This window comes from Pseudomonas sp. NFPP02 (assembly GCF_900119355.1).
GTDB lineage: Bacteria > Pseudomonadota > Gammaproteobacteria > Pseudomonadales > Pseudomonadaceae > Aquipseudomonas > Aquipseudomonas paracarnis.
Genome location: NZ_FPJI01000003.1, coordinates 407,748 through 426,691 on the forward strand (window position 1 = coordinate 407,748; position 18,944 = coordinate 426,691).

At 59.4% G+C, this 18,944-nt stretch carries 22 protein-coding genes and 1 tRNA gene; 10 read left to right on the forward strand and 13 right to left on the reverse strand.

The genetic code is table 11. From position 1 onward, the window contains the following. Nucleotides 1–27: 27 nt before the first annotated feature. The 6 genes from rbsD to BT204_RS07935 are packed head-to-tail and all read right to left on the reverse strand — an operon-like array spanning nucleotide 28 to nucleotide 5,940. Nucleotides 28–432, reverse strand: coding sequence for a D-ribose pyranase (gene rbsD, locus BT204_RS07910; RefSeq protein WP_034128236.1), 405 nt, complete (start codon nucleotides 430–432; stop codon nucleotides 28–30). Continuing rightward, nucleotides 429–1,346, reverse strand: a complete 918-nt coding sequence (gene rbsK, locus BT204_RS07915) for a ribokinase (protein WP_054922656.1) — start codon at nucleotides 1,344–1,346, stop codon at nucleotides 429–431. The genes rbsD and rbsK overlap by 4 nt, the downstream gene beginning before the upstream one ends. Before the next feature lie 23 nt (nucleotides 1,347–1,369). After that, nucleotides 1,370–2,392, reverse strand: a complete 1,023-nt coding sequence (locus BT204_RS07920; protein WP_054922657.1) for a LacI family DNA-binding transcriptional regulator — start codon at nucleotides 2,390–2,392, stop codon at nucleotides 1,370–1,372. A 3-nt stretch (nucleotides 2,393–2,395) separates the two neighbouring features. After that, nucleotides 2,396–3,373: an ABC transporter permease gene (locus BT204_RS07925; RefSeq protein WP_054898321.1), complete on the reverse strand. Its 978-nt coding sequence runs from the start codon at nucleotides 3,371–3,373 to the stop codon at nucleotides 2,396–2,398. Further along, nucleotides 3,370–4,923, reverse strand: a complete 1,554-nt coding sequence (locus BT204_RS07930) for a sugar ABC transporter ATP-binding protein (RefSeq protein WP_054898322.1) — start codon at nucleotides 4,921–4,923, stop codon at nucleotides 3,370–3,372. The genes BT204_RS07925 and BT204_RS07930 overlap by 4 nt, the downstream gene beginning before the upstream one ends. Nucleotides 4,924–4,980: 57 nt before the next feature. Next, on the reverse strand, nucleotides 4,981–5,940 hold the full coding sequence (locus BT204_RS07935) for a sugar ABC transporter substrate-binding protein (protein ID WP_003192504.1): 960 nt from the start codon (nucleotides 5,938–5,940) through the stop codon (nucleotides 4,981–4,983). A gap of 564 nt (nucleotides 5,941–6,504) precedes the next feature. On the opposite strand from BT204_RS07935, the gene BT204_RS07940 reads away from it, so the two are divergent. The 3 genes from BT204_RS07940 to BT204_RS07950 all read left to right on the forward strand — a co-directional run bounded on the left by BT204_RS07940 (nucleotide 6,505) and on the right by BT204_RS07950 (nucleotide 8,795). Next, entirely contained in the window at nucleotides 6,505–7,593 is a 1,089-nt protein-coding gene (locus BT204_RS07940) for an asparaginase (RefSeq protein ID WP_054922390.1), read from the forward strand. A gap of 258 nt (nucleotides 7,594–7,851) precedes the next feature. Beyond that, the gene (locus tag BT204_RS07945) at nucleotides 7,852–8,103 is read left to right on the forward strand and encodes a DUF1654 domain-containing protein (protein WP_083544056.1); all 252 of its coding nucleotides are present in this window, start codon (nucleotides 7,852–7,854) and stop codon (nucleotides 8,101–8,103) included. A 2-nt stretch (nucleotides 8,104–8,105) separates the two neighbouring features. Then, a complete protein-coding gene (locus BT204_RS07950) occupies nucleotides 8,106–8,795 on the forward strand; it encodes an endonuclease (RefSeq protein WP_052199994.1) in 690 nt (229 codons plus the stop codon). 31 nt (nucleotides 8,796–8,826) lie between these two features. Here the strand turns inward: BT204_RS07950 and BT204_RS07955 are convergent, their stop codons facing one another. Beyond that, nucleotides 8,827–9,192, reverse strand: a complete 366-nt coding sequence (locus BT204_RS07955) for an SPOR domain-containing protein (RefSeq protein WP_034128243.1) — start codon at nucleotides 9,190–9,192, stop codon at nucleotides 8,827–8,829. A gap of 264 nt (nucleotides 9,193–9,456) precedes the next feature. On the opposite strand from BT204_RS07955, the gene csrA reads away from it, so the two are divergent. The 3 genes from csrA (at nucleotide 9,457) to BT204_RS07970 (ending at nucleotide 10,499) form a co-directional block, all read left to right on the forward strand. Beyond that, on the forward strand, nucleotides 9,457–9,651 hold the full coding sequence (gene csrA, locus BT204_RS07960; RefSeq protein WP_003192511.1) for a carbon storage regulator CsrA: 195 nt from the start codon (nucleotides 9,457–9,459) through the stop codon (nucleotides 9,649–9,651). 209 nt (nucleotides 9,652–9,860) lie between these two features. Beyond that, nucleotides 9,861–10,121 (forward strand): hypothetical protein, encoded by a 261-nt coding sequence (locus tag BT204_RS07965; protein ID WP_072446265.1) that lies wholly within the window; start codon nucleotides 9,861–9,863, stop codon nucleotides 10,119–10,121. A gap of 93 nt (nucleotides 10,122–10,214) precedes the next feature. Next, nucleotides 10,215–10,499, forward strand: a complete 285-nt coding sequence (locus BT204_RS07970) for a hypothetical protein (RefSeq protein ID WP_072446267.1) — start codon at nucleotides 10,215–10,217, stop codon at nucleotides 10,497–10,499. A gap of 20 nt (nucleotides 10,500–10,519) precedes the next feature. Here BT204_RS07970 and BT204_RS07975 read toward each other — a convergent pair whose 3' ends face one another. Further along, nucleotides 10,520–11,197 (reverse strand): HAD family hydrolase, encoded by a 678-nt coding sequence (locus BT204_RS07975; protein ID WP_072446269.1) that lies wholly within the window; start codon nucleotides 11,195–11,197, stop codon nucleotides 10,520–10,522. 183 nt (nucleotides 11,198–11,380) lie between these two features. Between BT204_RS07975 and BT204_RS07980 the strand changes: the two genes are divergently transcribed. From BT204_RS07980 to BT204_RS07990, 3 genes are read left to right on the forward strand one after another with little or no spacing between them, the layout of a single operon-like run. Beyond that, nucleotides 11,381–11,641: a DUF2790 domain-containing protein gene (locus BT204_RS07980; RefSeq protein ID WP_054898328.1), complete on the forward strand. Its 261-nt coding sequence runs from the start codon at nucleotides 11,381–11,383 to the stop codon at nucleotides 11,639–11,641. 42 nt (nucleotides 11,642–11,683) lie between these two features. Then, a complete protein-coding gene (locus tag BT204_RS07985) occupies nucleotides 11,684–12,355 on the forward strand; it encodes a heavy metal response regulator transcription factor (protein WP_003192516.1) in 672 nt (223 codons plus the stop codon). Then, nucleotides 12,352–13,752 (forward strand): heavy metal sensor histidine kinase, encoded by a 1,401-nt coding sequence (locus tag BT204_RS07990; RefSeq protein WP_072446271.1) that lies wholly within the window; start codon nucleotides 12,352–12,354, stop codon nucleotides 13,750–13,752. The genes BT204_RS07985 and BT204_RS07990 overlap by 4 nt, the downstream gene beginning before the upstream one ends. Before the next feature lie 12 nt (nucleotides 13,753–13,764). On the opposite strand, the gene BT204_RS07995 is transcribed toward BT204_RS07990, so the two are convergent. The 5 genes from BT204_RS07995 to BT204_RS08020 all read right to left on the reverse strand — a co-directional run bounded on the left by BT204_RS07995 (nucleotide 13,765) and on the right by BT204_RS08020 (nucleotide 17,381). Further along, nucleotides 13,765–14,301: an anti-virulence regulator CigR family protein gene (locus BT204_RS07995; protein ID WP_054922402.1), complete on the reverse strand. Its 537-nt coding sequence runs from the start codon at nucleotides 14,299–14,301 to the stop codon at nucleotides 13,765–13,767. A gap of 79 nt (nucleotides 14,302–14,380) precedes the next feature. After that, nucleotides 14,381–15,010 carry a pyroglutamyl-peptidase I gene (gene pcp, locus BT204_RS08000; RefSeq protein WP_054898331.1) on the reverse strand — a complete coding sequence of 210 codons (630 nt, stop codon included), beginning with the start codon at nucleotides 15,008–15,010 and terminating at the stop codon, nucleotides 14,381–14,383. Between the two features lie 7 nt (nucleotides 15,011–15,017). Next, entirely contained in the window at nucleotides 15,018–15,968 is a 951-nt protein-coding gene (locus BT204_RS08005; RefSeq protein ID WP_072446273.1) for a DUF979 domain-containing protein, read from the reverse strand. Further along, nucleotides 15,965–16,681 carry a DUF969 domain-containing protein gene (locus BT204_RS08010; RefSeq protein WP_054898332.1) on the reverse strand — a complete coding sequence of 239 codons (717 nt, stop codon included), beginning with the start codon at nucleotides 16,679–16,681 and terminating at the stop codon, nucleotides 15,965–15,967. The genes BT204_RS08005 and BT204_RS08010 overlap by 4 nt, the downstream gene beginning before the upstream one ends. 623 nt (nucleotides 16,682–17,304) lie before the next feature. Next, nucleotides 17,305–17,381, reverse strand: a tRNA-Val gene (locus BT204_RS08020). A 184-nt stretch (nucleotides 17,382–17,565) separates the two neighbouring features. Here BT204_RS08020 and BT204_RS08025 point away from each other — a divergent pair. Next, the gene (locus BT204_RS08025; protein WP_034128252.1) at nucleotides 17,566–18,849 is read left to right on the forward strand and encodes an NAD(P)/FAD-dependent oxidoreductase; all 1,284 of its coding nucleotides are present in this window, start codon (nucleotides 17,566–17,568) and stop codon (nucleotides 18,847–18,849) included. Nucleotides 18,850–18,944 lie beyond the last annotated feature (95 nt).

An 18,944-nucleotide genomic window follows, 5' to 3' on the forward strand; every position in this document is an offset into this window, starting at 1 on the left:
AAAGCACTCCTTGTCATAGGGGGGACGCTAGAACGTTACGCCGGACACCAGCGCGATATTGCAGTACGGCTGGCACTCGCCAGTGCGCACCACAGCGCGGGCATTGCGGCTCAATTGCTTGAATTGGTCATGGCTGAGCAGGCGTCGCTCGCCCAGTGCAGCCTGCTCTGTGAGCGTATTTAGCGCGGTCAGCGCGGGCGGTTGCTTCAGCAGGATCTCTTCTGCCAGAACATGGCTTTCCACCTGCATTTCGCTAAGCACGATGCGCAAGGTGCTGATGAAGTCCGGGATGCCCTGGGTCAGTGCCAGGTCGATCAATTCGACGCCGGGAGGTACCGGCAGGCCGGCATCGCCGATGACCAGAATGTCACCGTGGCCCAGGGACGCGATCACGCGCGACAGGGCGATATTCAGCAAAGGTGTCTTTTTCATGCGGGCACAAAACCTTGTACGTCGTGCAGCGTAGGAATGGAAGGCTGAGCGCCGGCGCGGGTCACTGACAACGCCGCCGCCACTTGGCCAAAACGGATCGCCTCGGCTTCGCTCTGGCCCGCGGCCAGCGCGGCGGCAAAGCCACCGACAAAGGTATCGCCAGCAGCGGTGGTATCCACCGCCTTGACCTTCGGCGCCACCAGGTGCTCAAAGCTCTTGCCGTCGGCAAACAGCGCGCCCTGGGCGCCCAGGGTGATGATGACCTTGCCAGCACCCGCCTGGATCAGCGCGGTCGCGGCGACCTTGGCACTGTCGAGGGAGTCGACCGCTACGCCGCTGAGAGCGCTGGCCTCGCTTTCATTGGGGATCAGATAATCGATCGAGGCATACCAGTCAGCGGGCAATGGTCCGCTTGCCGGGGCCGGGTTGAGGATGACGGTCTTGCCCAGTTCGCGACCCCGCTTGAGCGCATACCCAACGGTCTCCATCGGCACCTCAAGCTGGCAGATGATCACGTCTGCCGCCTGCAGCACAGCGTCGCACGTTCGCAGCGACGCAGGCGTCAGCTCACCGTTGCTGCCGGCCACAATGACAATGGCGTTCTGGCTGCTGTCATCGACCACGATCAACGCCACACCGCTGGACCCATCCACCGTGCTGACGGCCTGGCAGTCGATCCCTTCCACCAGCAGCGCATCGCGCAATTGGCTGCCATAGGCGTCGGTACCGATGCACCCCACCATGGCGACACTCGCCCCCAGGCGTGCCGAGGCGACGGCCTGGTTGGCGCCCTTGCCACCGGGCACAGTGGAAAATGTCTGGCCGATCAGGGTTTCACCGGCACGCGGCAAGCGACTGGCGCGGGTGACCAGGTCCATGTTCAAGCTGCCTATTACCACTACTTTTGCTGGCATACATCAGTACTCATCAATTCGGTTCAGCGGTATTGGGCGAACACATCAGCCAATGGCGCGGTCGACTCACGCAAAACAATACTGGGCGTCACGATACGTTGATCGATCGGCAGTTGGGGGGTTGCTATTCGTTGCAGTAATAATTCGGCCGCAGTCTCGCCCAATTGCAGGATCGACTGGCCAACCGTCGTCAGCGCCGGGTAGACGTAGCGCCCCATCTGGATGTCATCGAAACCGATGACCGACAGCTCGCCCGGCACCCGCACATTGCGCTCGGCGGCGGCGCGCAGCACGCCAAAACCAATCATATCGTTGCTGGCGAAAATCGCGCTGGGCGGGTGTTGCGATAATAACTGTACGGCTGCGGCATACCCGCCCGTGCTGGTGAAATCGCTTTCCAGGGTACGACTGGACAACACCTCGATGCCCGCCTCGCGCAATGCACGCTGGTACCCGGCCAGGCGCATCTGCGCCACGCGGGTATGCCCAGGGCCGCCGATACAGGCGATGTCCCGGTGCCCCAACTCCAGCAAGTGCCGGGTCGCCAGGTAAGCGCCCTCTTCGTGATCGATGCGCACCAGGTCCACATCAATCCCATCCAGCGCCCGGTCGACAATCACCATCGGCGTGCGCACTGCACTCAAGCCTGCGGCAAGGCCACTGTCATCACCGCCCACGGATGTCACGATCAAGCCGTCGACGCGTTTTTCCAGCAACACGCGCAAATAACTGCGCTGTTTCTCTGCGTCGTCATCCGAGTTGCAGAGGATCACGCAATAGCCATTACGCTCGCAGTAATCCTCGATACCCCGAGCCAGCTCGGCAAAATACGGGTTGAGGCTGTTGGGCACCAGCAGCCCGATGGTGGCCGTGGTCTTGGCCTTGAGCGAGCGTGCCACGGCACTGGGCACGTAGTCCAACTGCTTGATCGCCGCCTCGACCTTGATGCGTACCGGCTCGCTGACTGGGCGCGTCTTGTTCACCACATGGGACACGGTGGTGTAGGAAATACCTGCAAGCGCTGCCACATCCTTGATCGTTGCCATGGTTCAGCCCCGCCGACTGGCGCGCTGGCTGCGATAAGTATCGAGGACCACGGCAATCACGATCACGGCACCGGTAATGATGCGTTTAGTCGGTTCCGTCGCGCCGATCTGCGCCAGCCCGGCGGCCAGGACCGAAATAATCAACACCCCGAAGAACGTACTGATGACCGAGCCACGCCCGCCCATCAGGCTGGTGCCACCGATCACTACGGCGGCGATCACTTGCAGCTCCAGGCCCGAACCGGCATTCGGGTCCGCCGCTTCCAGGCGCGAGATCTGGAACAGCGCCGCCACACCAGCCAACAGGCCCATCAGGCTGAACACCAGGACCTTGTAAGGCTTGGGATTGATACCCGCCAGGCGCACCGCTTCTTCGTTGGTGCCGATGCCGATCAGGTAGCGACCGAAGACCGTACGGGTCAGTACCAACTGGGCCGCGATGATCACCAGCAAGGCGATGATGAACGACGGAGAAATACCGAAGGCAATCGGGTTGGACAGCCAGGCAAACGAGTCACCGATATAAGCGGTGCGCGAGCCCGTCATCTGGTAGGCCACGCCGCGGGCCATCTCCAGCACGCCGAGGGATACGATAAATGACGGAATGCGCCAGGCCACCGTGATGGAACCGGTGATGGTGCCGGCCAACGCCGCGCAACCCATGCCCAACAGGGCGGCAGGCAACACGCTCCAGCCCCAGCCCAGGATCGCCACGCTGACTGCCGAGGCCGCCAATGCCAGTACCGATCCCACAGACAGGTCGATGCCGCCAATGATCAGGATGAAGGTCATGCCCACCGCCAGCACCATCAGGTCGGGAATCTGGTTGGCCAGGGTGCTGAAGGTGTCATAGGACAGAAAGTGATCGCTGAGCATCGAGAACAGCGCAATCATCGCCAGCAAGGCACCTGCCAGCCCGAGGTAGGTACCCAGGCCATAGAAGTTGCCGCCAGTTTTACCGGGGGAAATGTTTGTTTTCATGGGGTATTCCTAGGCGCTGCTTCGTTGAGCAGCGCATCACGTTTCTGATAGCCGGCAAAGGCGGCGGCGAGCAATTCGTCCTGGGTCCAGCTATCACGCTCGAAGGTCTCGATCAGGCGCCCGGCGGACAGCACACCGATGCGGTCACAGATCAGCATCAGCTCACGCAGGTCACTGGACACCACCACCAGCGCTTTGCCCTGGCGGGTCAATTCACCGAGCAAGGCATAGATATCGAACTTGGCACCGACGTCGATGCCGCGGGTAGGCTCATCGAACAGCATTACTGCGCAGTCGCGCTCCAGCCAGCGGCCAATCACCACCTTCTGCTGGTTACCACCCGACAGCTCGGACACCAGTTGCGTCGGGCTGGAACTGCGGATTCGCATGGCGTCGATCTGGCGCTTGGCCAGAGCGGTTTCGTTACGGCTGTTGACGACGCCCCCGCCGGAAATTTCCGGCATGTTGCCCAAGGCGATGTTGGCGCTGATGGACTGGGTCAGCAGCAGGCCTTCGCCCTTGCGGTCTTCGGTGATCAGGGCAATACCATGACCGACCGCGTCGACCGGCGAGCGAATGCTCACCACCTTGGCCGGCGAACCCAAGGCCACGGTGCCGCTATCGGCCGGGTCGGCGCCGAAAATCAGGCGCAGCAATTCGGTGCGACCGGCGCCGATCAGGCCGGAAATGCCAAAGATTTCACCGGCGCGCACTTCAAAGGACACATCGCGGACCTTGTCCGAACGGGTCAGGCCCGTCACGGTCAAGGCCGGACCTCCGATGGTGCGCGGGCCCAAATCGATGTGTTCACCCAGTTCGCGACCGACCATCAAGGTCACCAACTGCTCACTGTTGTAATTGGCCATCGGCTCGACGCAGACCAGCTTGCCGTCGCGCAATACCGCAATGCGCTGGGCGACACGGGCCAACTCTTCGAGCCGGTGCGAAATATAAATGATCGCCACGCCTCGAGCCTGCAGGCGCGTGATTTGTTCAAACAGCATCTCGACTTCACGAGCAGTAAGCATCGCCGTGGGCTCGTCGAGGATCAATACATGGCAGTCGCCGATCAGGTTACGAGCGATCTCGACCATTTGCTGGTGACCAATGCCCAGGCTGCCTACCAGTGTGTCCGGGTCGATCGCGTCCAGGCCGACTTGGGCCATGGCTTCGATCGCGGCTTTGCGCAATTGTTTGCGGCTGATCCAGCCACAGCGGCTCGGCAGGTTATCCAGGAACAGGTTTTCAGCCACGGTCAGCGTCGGCAGCAGGTTGAGTTCCTGCATGACCATGCGCACGCCCAAGGCTTCGGCCTGGGTGCGGCTGGCGGGGCGATAATCCTGACCGTTGAATTGCATGTGCCCGGTGGTGGGCGTGACCAGGCCGCCGATGATCTTCGACAAGGTACTTTTGCCTGCGCCGTTCTCACCGGTCAGCGCCAACACTTCCCCGCGATTGAGCGTCAGGGTGATGTCGGACAGAACCGGTTGGGCATAGGTCTTACCGATACCGCTGACCGAGAGGACAGCGTTCGGGGCGGAAGATGACATAGGAAAATCTCCAGGCGCCCGCTCAGGACGAGCGGGCGCTGTTGGGTACTGCCAGGATTACTGCTTGATGACGAGTTCGACCGGGGTTTCGATCACGCCATCTTTGGCATCGACTTTCTCACCCTTGACCAGCTTCAGCGCGTTCTGGATACCGAACACGGCTTGCTGGGCGGCGGCCTGGTCAGCGGTGGCCAACACGCGGCCGTCCTTGAGCATTGGCTTGATCGCGTCAATGTTGTCGTAACCTACCACCAACACCTTGCCGGCCTTGCCTGCCGCACGCACGGCGGAAACAGCGCCCAGGGCCATGTTGTCGTTACCGGCCAACAGCGCCTTGATATCCGGCGTTTCGCTCAGCATCGCTGCCGCGATTTTGTTGCCTTGGTCGATTTCCCAGTTACCGGATTGGGTGGAAACAATCTTCATGCCTGCCGCGTCCATCGCATCCTTGAAGCCTGCGGTGCGCTGCTGGGCATTGGTGGTAGTGGGTACGCCCTCGATGATGCCGACCTTGTCACCGGCGGCCAGTTGCTTGGCCAGGTAGTCGCCCACCAGCTTGGAGCCTTTGCGGTTATCCGGGCCTACAAACGGAATATCGAGGTTTTTGCTTTTGAGTACTTCCGGGTCCAGGCGATTGTCGATGTTGACCACCTTGATACCGGCATCGGAAGCCTTTTTCAGCACACTGGCGAGTGCCTTGGAGTCGGCGGGAGCAATGACAAGCGCATCAACCTTGGCGTTGATCATTTCGTTGACAATGGCGATCTGCGCGCTGGTATCGGTTTCGTTCTTGATGCCGTTGGAGATCAACTTGAATTCTGTTGGGTGCGCTTTCTGGTAATCCTTCGCACCGTCGGTCATGGTGACGAAAAACTCATTGGCAAGGGACTTCATGACCAAACCCACGGTAGGCGTTTTGGCAGCGTCATCGGCAAATGCAGAAGAGAGAGGCAAAGCGGCGGATGCGGCAGCAAGCACAGCAACAGCAAGAAGACGTCCAGCAAATGGCAGCTTCATGGGTTCACTCCGATCTTATGATTATTGTGAGCAACGCCTGCACCGAAGAGCCCTTCGGCAGCCCTCCCACCTGGGCGGCTGATACGAGCTGTCACGATGCGCCAAGGGCGCAGTGAAACATCTCGCAAACGTTTGCGTTGAGCAAACTATGAGAACCTTGTCGAGATTTGTCAACGGTAGCAGCAAGCCTTTCATTGGCGCCCTCCAAGCTCTCCCTTGAGCCACCGACCGCTGATACGTTTAAGCCAGCTCGCCGTTTCTGCCGTTCGCTGAAACGACAGACTGCACTGCGAATGATCGACCACAGCGCTCGGACATATCGTGATCGCTTTCGGACAACCGAACACCACAACCCTTCGCGTTCGGAAAGCCGGACAGCGCCAAGCCCCACGAAACTAAAATCTTAGGTTAAGTTGTTTTAAATCAATAAGTTAATTTATAAAAACCAACATGCTCAGTCTGGTACAAATCCTGCTCTTTCTCAGCACCTCGCGGCGTTCAGAACCGCCCGGGTGTTCTAGATGAACCTGCTACAGCACTCATCAAAAACCAGAGAGAAAAATAATGAAATCTGCATTGAAGAACGTCATTCCGGGCGCCCTGGCCCTTCTGCTGCTGTTCCCCGTTGCCGCCCAGGCAAAGGAAGTCGAAAGCAAGACCAAACTGTCCAACGTAGTCATCCTCGCCACCGGCGGTACCATCGCTGGCGCCGGCGCCAGTGCGGCCAACAGTGCCACCTACCAGGCGGCCAAAGTCGGCATCGAACAACTGATCGCCGGCGTTCCTGAGCTTAGCCAGATCGCCAATGTTCGCGGCGAACAAGTGATGCAAATTGCGTCGGAAAGCATCAATAACGAAAACCTTCTGCAACTGGGTCGCCGTGTCGCCGAATTGGCCGACAACAAGGACGTGGACGGCATCGTGATCACCCACGGCACCGACACCCTTGAAGAAACCGCCTACTTCCTGAACCTGGTGGAAAAAACCGACAAGCCTATCGTGGTGGTCGGCTCCATGCGCCCAGGCACCGCGATGTCGGCAGACGGCATGCTCAACCTTTACAACGCGGTTGCGGTCGCGGGCAGCAAGGATGCACGGGGCAAAGGCGTGCTGGTGACCATGAACGACGAGATCCAATCTGGCCGCGACGTCAGCAAGATGATCAACATCAAGACCGAAGCGTTCAAGAGCCCATGGGGCCCGCTGGGCATGGTCGTCGAGGGCAAATCCTACTGGTTCCGCCTGCCGGCCAAGCGTCACACCATGGATTCTGAGTTCGACATCAAGACCATCAAAAGCCTGCCTGACGTTGAAATTGCCTACGGCTATGGCAACGTGAGCGACACTGCCTACAAGGCGTTGGCCCAAGCGGGCGCCAAAGCGATCATTCACGCCGGTACCGGCAATGGGTCAGTATCGTCCAAGGTCGTTCCAGCGCTGGTGGAATTGCGTAAACAAGGCGTGCAGATCATTCGCTCTTCCCACGTCAACGCCGGTGGCATGGTTCTGCGTAACGCCGAACAGCCAGACGACAAATACGACTGGGTCGCCGCCCTTGACCTGAACCCGCAGAAAGCCCGCATCCTGGCCATGGTCGCCCTGACCAAGACCCAGGACAGCAAGGAACTGCAACGGATCTTCTGGGAATACTAATCCCTGCTGATTCATCTGTAGAAAGATGCTTTTGTGGCGAGGGAGCTTGCTCCCGCTGGGCTGCGAAGCGCCCAAAATACTTGCGGGCGCTACGCACCCGAGCGGGAGCAAGCTCCCTCGCCACATTCAGCCCCTCTCCCCCCGAACTTCAACAAACTCCCTGATTCGCTGTCAGACGAACTTCTTGAAATTTAAGCAGTTGCGAAATTGCCTACAGTTAAATACTGTATGTGCGTACAGCCAATTAAGGAATGCTCTGTGGCAAAGCCCTCTTCCGCAGCACCTGCAGCGCCTGACGCCTATCAGCGCCTGGCTATCCGCGTGCAAAAAATCATCAATTCGACCAACGCGCAGAAAACCAAGGCGGCGTTGATCTTCCGTTTACCCGAGGAACCGGAGAACGATTGGCAACGTTTACTGGAACAGATTGCAGAAAATGACAACGTCACCCTCGCCTATCGGGACGACGGTGGCGTGCAGATTTTTTGGGTTGTGCCGAAGGAAGATTGATTGTGAGTGCCCGTTTTATTGCTGTGTGCTGTCTGTTTTTAACCTTCACCGCCAACGCCCAAGCCCCTCGCACCTTCAGCGAAGCCAAGAAGATCGCCTGGAAGCTCTACGCGCCGCAATCCACCGAATTTTATTGCGGCTGCAAATACACCGGTAACCGGGTGAACCTGAAAGCCTGCGGTTACATCCCCCGCAAAAACGCCAACCGCGCTGCACGCATTGAGTGGGAACACATCGTGCCGGCTTGGCAAATCGGACATCAGCGCCAATGCTGGCAAAATGGCGGGCGAAAAAACTGCACGCGCCATGATGAGGTGTTCAAGCGCGCCGAGGCAGACCTGCACAACCTGGTGCCGAGCATCGGCGAAGTGAATGGTGACCGTAACAACTTCAGTTTTGGCTGGCTGCCGGTGCAAAGCGGGCAGTACGGCTCATGCCTGACCCAGGTGGACTTCAAGGCGAAGAAAGTCATGCCGCGCCCGTCCATTCGCGGGATGATCGCACGCACGTATTTTTATATGAGCAAGCAGTATGGCCTGCGCCTGTCGAAGCAGGACCGGCAATTGTATGAAGCCTGGAACAAGACCTATCCGGTGCAAACCTGGGAGCGCCAGCGCAACCAGACAGTGGCGTGCGTGATGGGACGTGGTAATGAATTCGTCGGCCCGGTCAACCTCAAGGCCTGCGGCTGACTGTGGGCGGGGTGCCCGCCCACTTCACCTGCTACTGCGCAGCCTGGTGTTCGATAATCTCCGACACGGTGTCGTTTTTCTTGGCCCGCGCCATTTTTTCGTTTAGCAGCGCCTGCTTGGCTTCGGCCTCGGCTTTGGTCGCGAACGGCCCCAATAGCACCTCATCCTTGCCGTCGACTTTCACAATGTAGAAATTGAACCCGTGCTCCAGCAACCAGGCGGTCAGGTCGGTGATCGCCTGCAGCTTATGGTCCGGCGGGCCGACCCGTATATCCCATTCCTGAGCGGCAATCGCACCGGTTTGCGGCAGGCTTTCGGTCACGGCAGGCTTGGCCTTGGGGGCGTCGACCGACTTACCTTCACCGCATCCGGCCAACGCCAACACCACAATTGCCATCGCTACTTTACGCACTGCCCTGCTCCTTTGAGGATCAAAGAGGCAACTTTACCATTCACTGTCTATTCTGGCCGTCATAAACGTTGGCTTAAACAATGCGAATCATGTATCGCGACCTGTATGATACCGCCATGGGAATTAATGTCGCCTCTATGCGTCCTAGAAAGAGGCAGTCACAGGGAAGCGCTTCGCAGTAAGCTACACACATCCGACACCTACCCTGTCTGAAACATGTGTCCTTAAAAGTAATTCAAGGAGAAGTCCATGCTTATACTCACCCGCAAAGTCGGTGAAAGCATAAACATCGGTGATGACATTACGATCACCATCCTGGGCGTTAGCGGCCAGCAAGTACGAATCGGCATCAACGCACCTAAGGATGTTGCCGTGCATCGCGAGGAGATTTACCAGCGTATCCAGGCCGGCCTGACTGCACCTGACAAAAACCAGACGCCTTGAAACGCCTCCAGTAGCCAGCCTTTTCGTTCACTGTAACGGCTGGCGAAAACCCAATTGGCCTGTTCGCGCTTCCCGGGTGACCAGCGCACGTTGAGCCCTTCCTTCGCTGCAAGATGAAACTGTGAGGGAATCCGGAACTTGTCGCGCTATTGGCAGCCCAACTTCTGACACTTTATCCTGCCGTCCGAGTGCATTTCGGGAACACGTCGATGAGGCCAGCCGCGTCGCAACCGCTTGTTTCAAAATCCTGGATGATCGCCCTGCTGATAGGGCTGGTCTTCGTGGCACTCGGGTGCTGCTTGAGAATGGAAGTGGAAGGGGCTGATCCCGACACCCATTCCTGGTTGGATCTTGCGCTTCTGCTCTGTGGCTACCTGCTTGTGTTCTGCCTCAAACCCATCCAGAAGGTGATCTTGCGCAAACTGCGCCAGCGTGCCGCTCATCGCCCCCATGAAAAAACCGCACGCTGAGGGCGTTTACCTGTTATCGGATCGCCGGTATTTACAGCGCCGCCGCACCACCTATCATTGGGCTTGCGCAGTCAGTCAAAGGTGCAGATACAGATGGATACCCTCAGTAAAGCCCAGATTGAGTCAGCACTGGCAGCGCGCCTGCCCAGCTATACCGTTGAGTGCACGCTGCATGCCGACGGTACTCTCTCAGCCGTTCTCAGCGGCCCGGGAACCGATCACTTCGCGATTACCGGCATCGTGCGCGCGCATTATCACGGTACAGAAGCCATCAACCGGCTCGCCACCGAGATACTCAGGGAAATGGTGGTGTCGCGCCAGGGGATGAAAAACAGCCGACTGCAGGCGCTCGACTGCATGGAAGGACGAGACCGGTAACGGGCTCGGCCTTCCACATATCATGGCGCCAACGAACTTAAGGACAGCAAGCCATCAGCCCCACGCTCGGCTTTCAACGCACTATATTCCTCGATGCAAGCATGGGCGGTCACCATCGGCGCCACGTGTGTCGAGGTCACCACCATGATATCCGCCCCCGCCGCTTCCCCAGCCTGAATACCCACTGTGGCGTCCTCGAACACCAGGCAGTCCTGCACCGGCACGCCCAGGCGCCGAGCACCCAGCACATAACAGGCCGGATCGGGCTTGCCCGTCTTCACATCTTCGGCTGTCACCAGTACCGCCGGCACGGGGATGCCCGCTGCTTGCAGCCGGCGCACGGCCAATGCCTTTGGCGCTGAGGTGACCAACGCCCATTGATCGACGGGCAGGCTCGCCAAAAACGCCACCGCGCCGGGAATCGCCACGATGCCTTCGACATCGTCCAGCTCAGCCTCGGTGATCCATTGGGCTTCTACCTGCGGATCGACGCCCGGCAATGCCTGGCGGGTGATCGTATCAATCGCGCGGGCGCCATGAATGGTGTGCAGAAACGCCTCGACATCCAAGCCATGCCGTGCAGCCCAGATGCTCCAGACGCGCTCCGCAGCGGCAATGGAGTTGAGCAGGGTCCCGTCCATATCGAACAGAAAGGCGCGGTAACGCCGGGTAAATACATTTGGAGTTGGGCTGGACACTGCGCGGCTTCCTCATGGGCTGGGCCCTGCAATCTACGGATCACCTCGACGCTTGTAAACGCCGAGTCCTGGCCCGTCACCTCCAAGTAAAAAATGACGAACTTGTCATGATCCTGTTGGTTGGCTGTTGGGGTCGCCTGGTTACCGTGAGCTCACTACCCACCCGGAACGTGAGACACCACCATGAAACTGATTGCCCTGGGCTTCGCCGCTTTGCTCGCCACTGGCTCGGCATTCGCTGCCGATACCGCCCCCGCTACCAACGTGATCCACGACAAAACCGGCTTCTTCGTGCACCTGGATGTCGCCAGGGTGCTGTCGAGCACCGACACCTACGGCCAATGCGGGGTTGTGCCGGCGCAACTGCGCTATCTGGACCACCAAGACCGCGAACATGTTCTCGATTACCAAGTCCAGGGCACCGGTTGCGCCAATGACAATTGATCGGGCTACACTGGCGCAACTTATTGAAGCAGAGCACTTCCCATGAACATCCTTGTAGTCGAAGACGAACCCAAGGCCGGCAATTATCTGCTCAATGGCCTGCAGGAACTGGGGCATTGTGTGAGCCTGGCCCGCGATGGCGTGGACGGTTTGCACCAGGCCCTGGAGACGCCGTTCGACGTAATCGTACTCGACGTGATGATGCCGAAAATGGATGGCTGGGAAGTGCTGCGTCGCCTGCGCAAAGAGGCCGATACGCCGGTGCTGTTCCTCACCGCCCGCGATGACATCGCCGACCGCATCAAAGGCCTTGAACTGGGTGCCGATGACTACCTGATCAAGCCCTTTTCGTTCGCCGAACTGGTGGCGCGCCTGCGTACCCTCAACCGTCGTGGCCCGAGCCGGGATGAAGAGCAACTGCACATCGCCGACCTGCACATTGACGTACTCAAACGTCGGGTCACCCGCGCCGGCACGCGCATTACCCTGACCAACAAAGAGTTCGCCCTACTGCATCTGTTTGCCACGCACCAGGACCAAGTGCTGTCCCGCTCGCTGATTGCTTCGCGGGTATGGGACATGAACTTCGACAGCGACACTAATGTGGTGGATGTCGCCGTGCGCCGCCTGCGCCTGAAAATCGACGACCCGTTCCAGCTCAAGCTGATCCACAGCGTGCGGGGCATTGGCTACCGCTTCGATACCCAGCCATGAACCGTCAACACCCTTACTCCCTGACCCTGCGCCTGGCGTTGATCTTCGCCCTGCTCGCCTTCGCCTTGCTGGCCACCCTGGGCGTGGCGCTGTACCGGGAACTGGAGCGCGAACTGATCCGCCGCGATGACGCCGCGCTGATATCCCGGGTGGACCAGTTACGCAACCTGCTCAACGACAGCAATACCCTTGACCTGATCAAGACCAAGCCAGAGCTGTTCCAGAACATGTTGGGCAACCGCGAATCCGTGCTGAGCATTGCCGCCCCCGACAAACAGCCACTGCTGCTGGTAAACCCGGGGAATATTGAGTTGCCGTCGATCCAGCCGCTGCCCAAGGATCACAAACTCATGTTGAGCGACGTGCAACATTTGCCAGGCCTGAACGGTATTCCCTTCTCGCTGGTGGCCGTGGCTATCGACTCCGGCGACCTGGGCAGCCTGCAAATCACCAGCGGCCGCCTGATGACCGAGCGCACCGCGGTGCTCGCCAGTTATCGACTCAGCGTATACATCCTGGCGAGTATCGCCGCGATCATCCTGGCGCTGGTGGGTTACCTGCTGGTTCATCGCGGCTTGCTGCCATTGCGCCGCCTGGCCCGGCATGCCCAAGGGATCGGCGTCAGCAACCTGGCCGAACGGCTCGACAGCCACGGCACACCGAAAGAATTGCTGCCCATGATCGACTCGTTCAACACCATGCTTGAACGCCTGGCCAAAGGCTTTGTACAACTGGGCCAAGTGTCCACCGACATGGCCCATGAACTGCGCACCCCGATCAACAACCTGCTCGGCGAAACCCAGGTTGCCCTGCAGCAGCAGCGCAGCATCGAGAGCTACCAGCAACTGCTGGCCTCCAATGTCGAAGAGCTGGAACGCCTGGCGCGAATGCTCGACAACATGCTGTTCCTGGCCCGCACCGACCCCGCCAGCGCACTGCGCCAACGCCAGGCGCTGGACGCAGCGGATGAAGTGGAACGCATCGCGGATTACTTCGAGGGGCTGGCCGGTGATGTGGACATGCACATCACCGCCTTGGGCGAAGGGGTGATCTGGGCTGAGCCGATGTTGCTGCGCCGTGCCTTGGCCAACCTGTGCGCCAACGCCATCAAATATGGCGCGCCGGGCTCGGAACTGAGTATCCAGGCAGTGCCGGATGGCGCGGGCATCAACCTGAGGGTCAGTAACCACGGCCAGACGATCCCGGCCGAGCACCTGCCGCGGCTGTTCGAACGGTTCTACCGGGTGGATGAATCCCGCGAGCGGTCAGCCCAGTCCAACGGCCTGGGACTCTCGATCGTGGCGACCATCATGCAGCTGCATAACGGGCGGTACCGTGTAAGCAGTGAAGATGGCGTGACCTGTTTTGAGTTGTTTTTCCCCGGCCGTGAAGCCTGAGGGCGCTGCGACTCAATCAAACGCGCCGTTCAGAACTTCGTAGATGATACCGGTCGCAATGGCCACCAATATCAAGTCGGTTCCCGCTTGCTGCCACTCGTAACCGTCGTAGCGAGGCAACTGCCCCAGCAAGCGGCCGTCCAGCTTCTTGGCAATACCGGGCGGCAGGGGCTTGCCGCGTGCCAGGTTTTTCTGAATGCCAGGCGGCAAGGCCGGGCCAGGGCGCCAATAATCGCGGTGACCGCCCAGCACGTTCAGTACAAGACCGCGATCAACGCTGAAGTCATTCCTGGAGGGCCCGCCATTGTCCTTGCCCTTACCGTGCCCACCCTGGGCATTACCTTTGTTATTACCGTGACCTTTGCCGTTGTCCTGCCCACCATAGGCATCACCCTTGCTATTGCCTTGGCCTTTGCCCTGCCCACCGTAGACATCACCTTTATTGTTACCCTGGCCTTTGCCATTGCCTGGATCTGCAAGGGCAAGGCCACTGGTCACGGACAGTGCAAGGGACAACGCAACCGACACGAACTTCGTACGCTTTAACATGGCGACTTCCCAACGCAAATATGTGCTTGAACTGTAGTTGAAATCGCAACACAGCGTACACAGACAACAGCGTCTGCCGTCAGCTCACCTGACCACCACTCAAGGCGATATCTACCTGGGTTTGCCAGGCTGCCAATGCCGCCACACGCAACCCCTCGACTATTGTCGATAGCGACATCGAATGCTCGCCCGCGTCAGGCAAACCAGGTACGTGAATAAACCCACTGCGCACCCCAGTCCCCACCAAGGCATGCTGCAAACGATAAAACACCTGATTACACACAAACGTCCCCGCCGTCTGCGATACCGAGGCCGCAATACCCGCCTCACGCACCGCCTTGACCATGCCCTTGATCGGCAACGTCGAGAAGTACGCCGCCGGGCCGCCATCCACTACCGCAATATCAATCGGCTGCGCCCCCAGATTGTCGGGAATACGCGCATCGTTAACGTTGATCGCAACGCGCTCGACGGAAATATCACTGCGCCCAGGCCCCAGGCCCGTGGCGATGACCATTGCCGGCCGCAGTTCGTTGATCAACTGCAGTAAGGTTTCGGCAGCGGTGGCAAATGCGCAGGGCAAGCAACGCGAAACCATTTGCACCCCCTCGCACAACTGCACACCGTCCAACTGGCGCACGGCCTCCCAAGAAGGGTTTACCGCCGCCTTATCAAAGGGCTCGAAGCCCGTCAGCAATACGTTTTGCACAATGGCCTCACATCAACAGATAGAGCAGCACGATATTGACCAGCAGCATCATCAGCGCCGTGGGTAGTTGGGCTTTGATCACCGCATTTTTATCCGGCAGCTCCAGTAGCGCCGCCGGGACGATATTGAAGTTGGCCGCCATCGGCGTCATCAACGTACCGCAATAGCCAGAGAACATACCAATCGCCGCCATCACCGCAGGGTTGCCGCCGTAAATCCCCACCAGCACCGGCACGCCGACGCCACCGGTCATCACCGGAAAGGCCGCAAAACCATTGCCCATGATCACGGTAAACAAGGCCATGCCCAACACATAGACCATCACCGCCACCAACTTGTAGTCCAGGTTGATGTAGGTGGTGGTGACATGAGCGACCGCCGTGCCCACCCCGGCCTCATTGAACAACAGCCCGAGCATCGCCAGCATTTGCGGAAGCACCATGGCCCAGCCCAGGGCTTCGGTCAGGCGACGAGATTCGCGTAACGCTTGTACCGGCGTATCCCGGGTCAGCCAGCAGGCCAGGCCAAGGGCGATCAGGCAACCGATGCCGAGGGAGACAAAGGTGGTGTTCTTCGGGTCCAGCAGCGGTACACCACCGATTTCGGTGTGTTTGAGCAACACTGAGCCAATCACCGTGGTCAGCGGAATCGCCAACGCCGGGATGAACAGTTTGTGGCCCAGGCGCCCGGCACTGGCGCGGGACGCCTTGTCGTGCAATTCGGCATGCTGGCCACGACCAACGCCGCCCAAGCCCGCAATCAATGCCATCACCACCACACCCACTCCGATGACCACCGAAGGCAGGCGCTCGCCTATAAGGAACGGTACGGCGAACAACAACCAGAACAGCGCACTGGACCAGCGCTTGGGGTGGGAACGGTCGAGCAGGATCATGCCGGCGGTGATCAGCAACAGCACGCCCGCCAGCCAGTACAGGTATTGAATGGAAATAATCATTGAGCCGCCTCCACCGGAGCGGTGGCCGAGCTCATTTCGTGGGTCAAGCGCCGGTCGAAACGATGCAACCGGATCGCGTGAATGATGAAGGCACAGATCGCCGTCGGGATGCCCCACACCGCAATGTGCAGCGGCTCCACATCAATCCCCGAGCCAAGCAGGAAGGTGTGCATCAACGCAATCGCACCAAAGGCCACGAAGATGTCCTCACCAAAGAACAACCCGACGTTGTCGGTGGCAGCGCACATGGCCAGTACCTTGTGGCGCAGCTTGTCAGGCAGCTTGCCATAACGTTTTTCTGCGGCGCCCTCGGCCATCGGCGCCAGCAGCGGCCGCACCATCTGCGGATGCCCACCCAGGCTCGTCAACCCCATGGCAGCCGTGGACTCACGCACAAACAGATAAATGATCAGCAAGCGCCCGACCGTGGCGCGTTCGAAGCGTGCAATCCAGTTCTGCGCATGCAGGCGCAGGCCATGGCGTTCCAGCAGGCCAATCACCGCCAGCGGCAATAACAGAATCAGTTGCAGCGCACGGGTCTGAAGGAAGCCATCGCCCATGGTGGCTAGGATTTTTTCCAGCGGGAACTGGGCGGCAAGCCCGGTGGCGATGGCGGCCGCGGTGACCACCAACAGCGGATTGAAGCGCAATACAAAGCCGACCACGATGACAAGTACGCCGATCAACGGCCATAAGTTCACAACAGTTTGCATGGCGGGGAGGTCCTTTAGTGCGCGCTGCGGCGCCATTACAGCAGGATGTGGGCAAAGGGCTCACAGCGTGAAAGTGGCGTGCAGTCGGCTCGGTTTTTTATTGTTGACCTGGAAGGTCGAGCGTCAGTGGCGCAACTTTGCTGCCTGGGGCCGGGGGTGTCCAACAAGAAAAATTGTTGCTGCAAACCAATAATTTTTGTGGGGGGATGGCTTCGGGCGGTACGGTGCCATGCAGAGATTCAGCGCAGTTTTTTTGGAAAAATCGTGAGGATGAACTCGCTAGGGCGTCGGCAGGGAAAATTCCTGATCAGCGCCTATACTCCACGATGCAGCTGTGTGTACTTGGAGTTCATTCACGGCGTCGTGCCGACAATGAGGGTTCCCGCTATGTATGCCGGACAAATGAGTAATATGGCGACCACGCTTGGCGAAATACGCTGCCAGCTGTTCGCCCAGGTAATTTGCCTGCTGGCGGTGGCGACGCTGTTCGCCTGATCGAACATTCAAGCCCTGAAAGGACGCCGCTCGGCGTCTTGGCTTTCCTTTGCCCAAATTTCAGGCAACAAAAAAGGGCCCACCTTTCGGTGAGCCCTTCTAGACCGCCCAGCAGAGCGGATTTTGTTTGGTAGGCGCGATTGGACTCGAACCAACGACCCCCACCATGTCAAGGTGGTGCTCTAACCAACTGAGCTACGTGCCTGCTGTGAGGCGGCATTCTACGGAATTCCGAAGGGGTGTCAACATCTTTTTTGCAGCTAACCCTATGAATATGCGAATTTTTTATTTGCGCCGGGTACACCCGTGATTTTCGGGTGGCTGGCAGGCGATTTTCAACTCAGGTAGGATCGGCGCACTCGTAAAAAATATAAAACAGAGGTTCCAGGATGGCGAACACCCCCTACCCCCAGTCGTATTACGCCGCTTCCGCGAATGCAGTTGCGCCCCGTCCTGTGTTGCAAGGTGAAGTCGAGACCGATGTGTGCGTGATCGGGGCCGGCTATACCGGGCTTTCCAGTGCGCTGTTTCTGCTGGAGAACGGCTTTCGCGTTACGGTGCTGGAAGCCGCCAAGGTCGGTTTTGGTGCGTCGGGCCGCAACGGTGGGCAGATCGTCAATAGTTACAGCCGCGATATCGACGTGATCGAGCGCAGCGTCGGGCCTCACCAGGCGCAGTTGTTGGGGCAGATGGCGTTTGAAGGCGGCAGGATCATCCGTGAGCGCGTGGCCAAGTATCAGATCCAGTGCGACTTGAAGGACGGTGGCGTGTTCGCCGCCCTCAACAGCAAGCACATGGGCCACCTGGAGTCGCAAAAGCGTCTGTGGGAGCGCTACGGCCATACGCAACTGGAGTTGCTGGACGAGCGCCGCATCCGCGAGGTGGTGGCCTGTGACAACTATGTGGGGGGTTTGCTGGACATGAGCGGTGGCCATATCCACCCGCTCAACCTGGCGCTCGGTGAAGCCGCGGCTGTGGAATCCCTGGGCGGCACGATCTATGAGCAATCGGCAGCGGTGCGCATTGAGCGCGGTGCCAATCCGGTGGTACACACCGCCGAAGGCAGGGTCAGGGCCAAATTCATTATCGTCGCGGGGAACGCTTACCTGGGCAATCTGGTGCCGGAGCTAGCGGCCAAGTCGATGCCGTGCGGCACCCAAGTGATCACCACGGCGCCACTGGGCGATGAAGTAGCCAAGACTTTATTGCCACAGGATTACTGTGTCGAGGACTGCAACTACCTGCTCGACTACTACCGCCTCACCAGCGACAAGCGCCTGATCTTCGGCGGCGGCGTGGTCTATGGCGCGCGGGACCCGGCGAATATCGAAGCGATCATCCGACCGAAAATGCTCAAGGCCTTTCCGCAACTGAAGAACGTGAAGATCGACTACGCCTGGACCGGCAATTTCCTCCTCACCCTGTCGCGTTTGCCGCAGGTCGGCCGCCTGGGTGACAACATCTATTACTCCCAGGGCTGTAGCGGCCATGGCGTGACGTACACCCACTTGGCAGGCAAAGTACTGGCGGAGGCCTTGCGAGGTCAGGCTGAGCGTTTTGATGCGTTTGCGGGCTTGCCGCATTACCCGTTCCCGGGTGGGCAAATGTTGCGCACGCCGTTTGCGGCGCTGGGAGCTTGGTACTACGGGTTGCGAGATAAATTCGGGATGTAAACACAGGCAACCTGTGGCGAGGGAGCTTGCTCCCGCTGGGCTGCGAAGCGGCCCCAAAAGCCTGGGAGCGCTACGCACTCCAGCGGGAGCAAGCT

Excerpts from the sequence above, each read along its gene's own strand:
- BT204_RS07935 (WP_003192504.1), bottom strand. The coding sequence starts at position 5,940 with ATGAAGCTGCCATTTGCTGGACGTCTTCTTGCTGTTGCTGTGCTTGCT.
- BT204_RS08010 (WP_054898332.1), bottom strand. The coding sequence starts at position 16,681 with ATGCAAACTGTTGTGAACTTATGGCCGTTGATCGGCGTACTTGTCATC.
- rbsD (WP_034128236.1), bottom strand. The coding sequence starts at position 432 with ATGAAAAAGACACCTTTGCTGAATATCGCCCTGTCGCGCGTGATCGCG.
- BT204_RS07970 (WP_072446267.1), top strand. The coding sequence starts at position 10,215 with ATGGATACCCTCAGTAAAGCCCAGATTGAGTCAGCACTGGCAGCGCGC.
- BT204_RS07990 (WP_072446271.1), top strand. The coding sequence starts at position 12,352 with ATGAACCGTCAACACCCTTACTCCCTGACCCTGCGCCTGGCGTTGATC.
- BT204_RS07955 (WP_034128243.1), bottom strand. The coding sequence starts at position 9,192 with ATGGCAATTGTGGTGTTGGCGTTGGCCGGATGCGGTGAAGGTAAGTCG.
- rbsK (WP_054922656.1), bottom strand. The coding sequence starts at position 1,346 with ATGCCAGCAAAAGTAGTGGTAATAGGCAGCTTGAACATGGACCTGGTC.
- BT204_RS07980 (WP_054898328.1), top strand. The coding sequence starts at position 11,381 with ATGAAACTGATTGCCCTGGGCTTCGCCGCTTTGCTCGCCACTGGCTCG.
- BT204_RS07995 (WP_054922402.1), bottom strand. The coding sequence starts at position 14,301 with ATGTTAAAGCGTACGAAGTTCGTGTCGGTTGCGTTGTCCCTTGCACTG.
- BT204_RS07930 (WP_054898322.1), bottom strand. The coding sequence starts at position 4,923 with ATGTCATCTTCCGCCCCGAACGCTGTCCTCTCGGTCAGCGGTATCGGT.
- BT204_RS08005 (WP_072446273.1), bottom strand. The coding sequence starts at position 15,968 with ATGATTATTTCCATTCAATACCTGTACTGGCTGGCGGGCGTGCTGTTG.
- csrA (WP_003192511.1), top strand. The coding sequence starts at position 9,457 with ATGCTTATACTCACCCGCAAAGTCGGTGAAAGCATAAACATCGGTGAT.
- BT204_RS07985 (WP_003192516.1), top strand. The coding sequence starts at position 11,684 with ATGAACATCCTTGTAGTCGAAGACGAACCCAAGGCCGGCAATTATCTG.
- BT204_RS07965 (WP_072446265.1), top strand. The coding sequence starts at position 9,861 with ATGAGGCCAGCCGCGTCGCAACCGCTTGTTTCAAAATCCTGGATGATC.
- BT204_RS07940 (WP_054922390.1), top strand. The coding sequence starts at position 6,505 with ATGAAATCTGCATTGAAGAACGTCATTCCGGGCGCCCTGGCCCTTCTG.
- BT204_RS07925 (WP_054898321.1), bottom strand. The coding sequence starts at position 3,373 with ATGAAAACAAACATTTCCCCCGGTAAAACTGGCGGCAACTTCTATGGC.
- BT204_RS08025 (WP_034128252.1), top strand. The coding sequence starts at position 17,566 with ATGGCGAACACCCCCTACCCCCAGTCGTATTACGCCGCTTCCGCGAAT.
- BT204_RS07920 (WP_054922657.1), bottom strand. The coding sequence starts at position 2,392 with ATGGCAACGATCAAGGATGTGGCAGCGCTTGCAGGTATTTCCTACACC.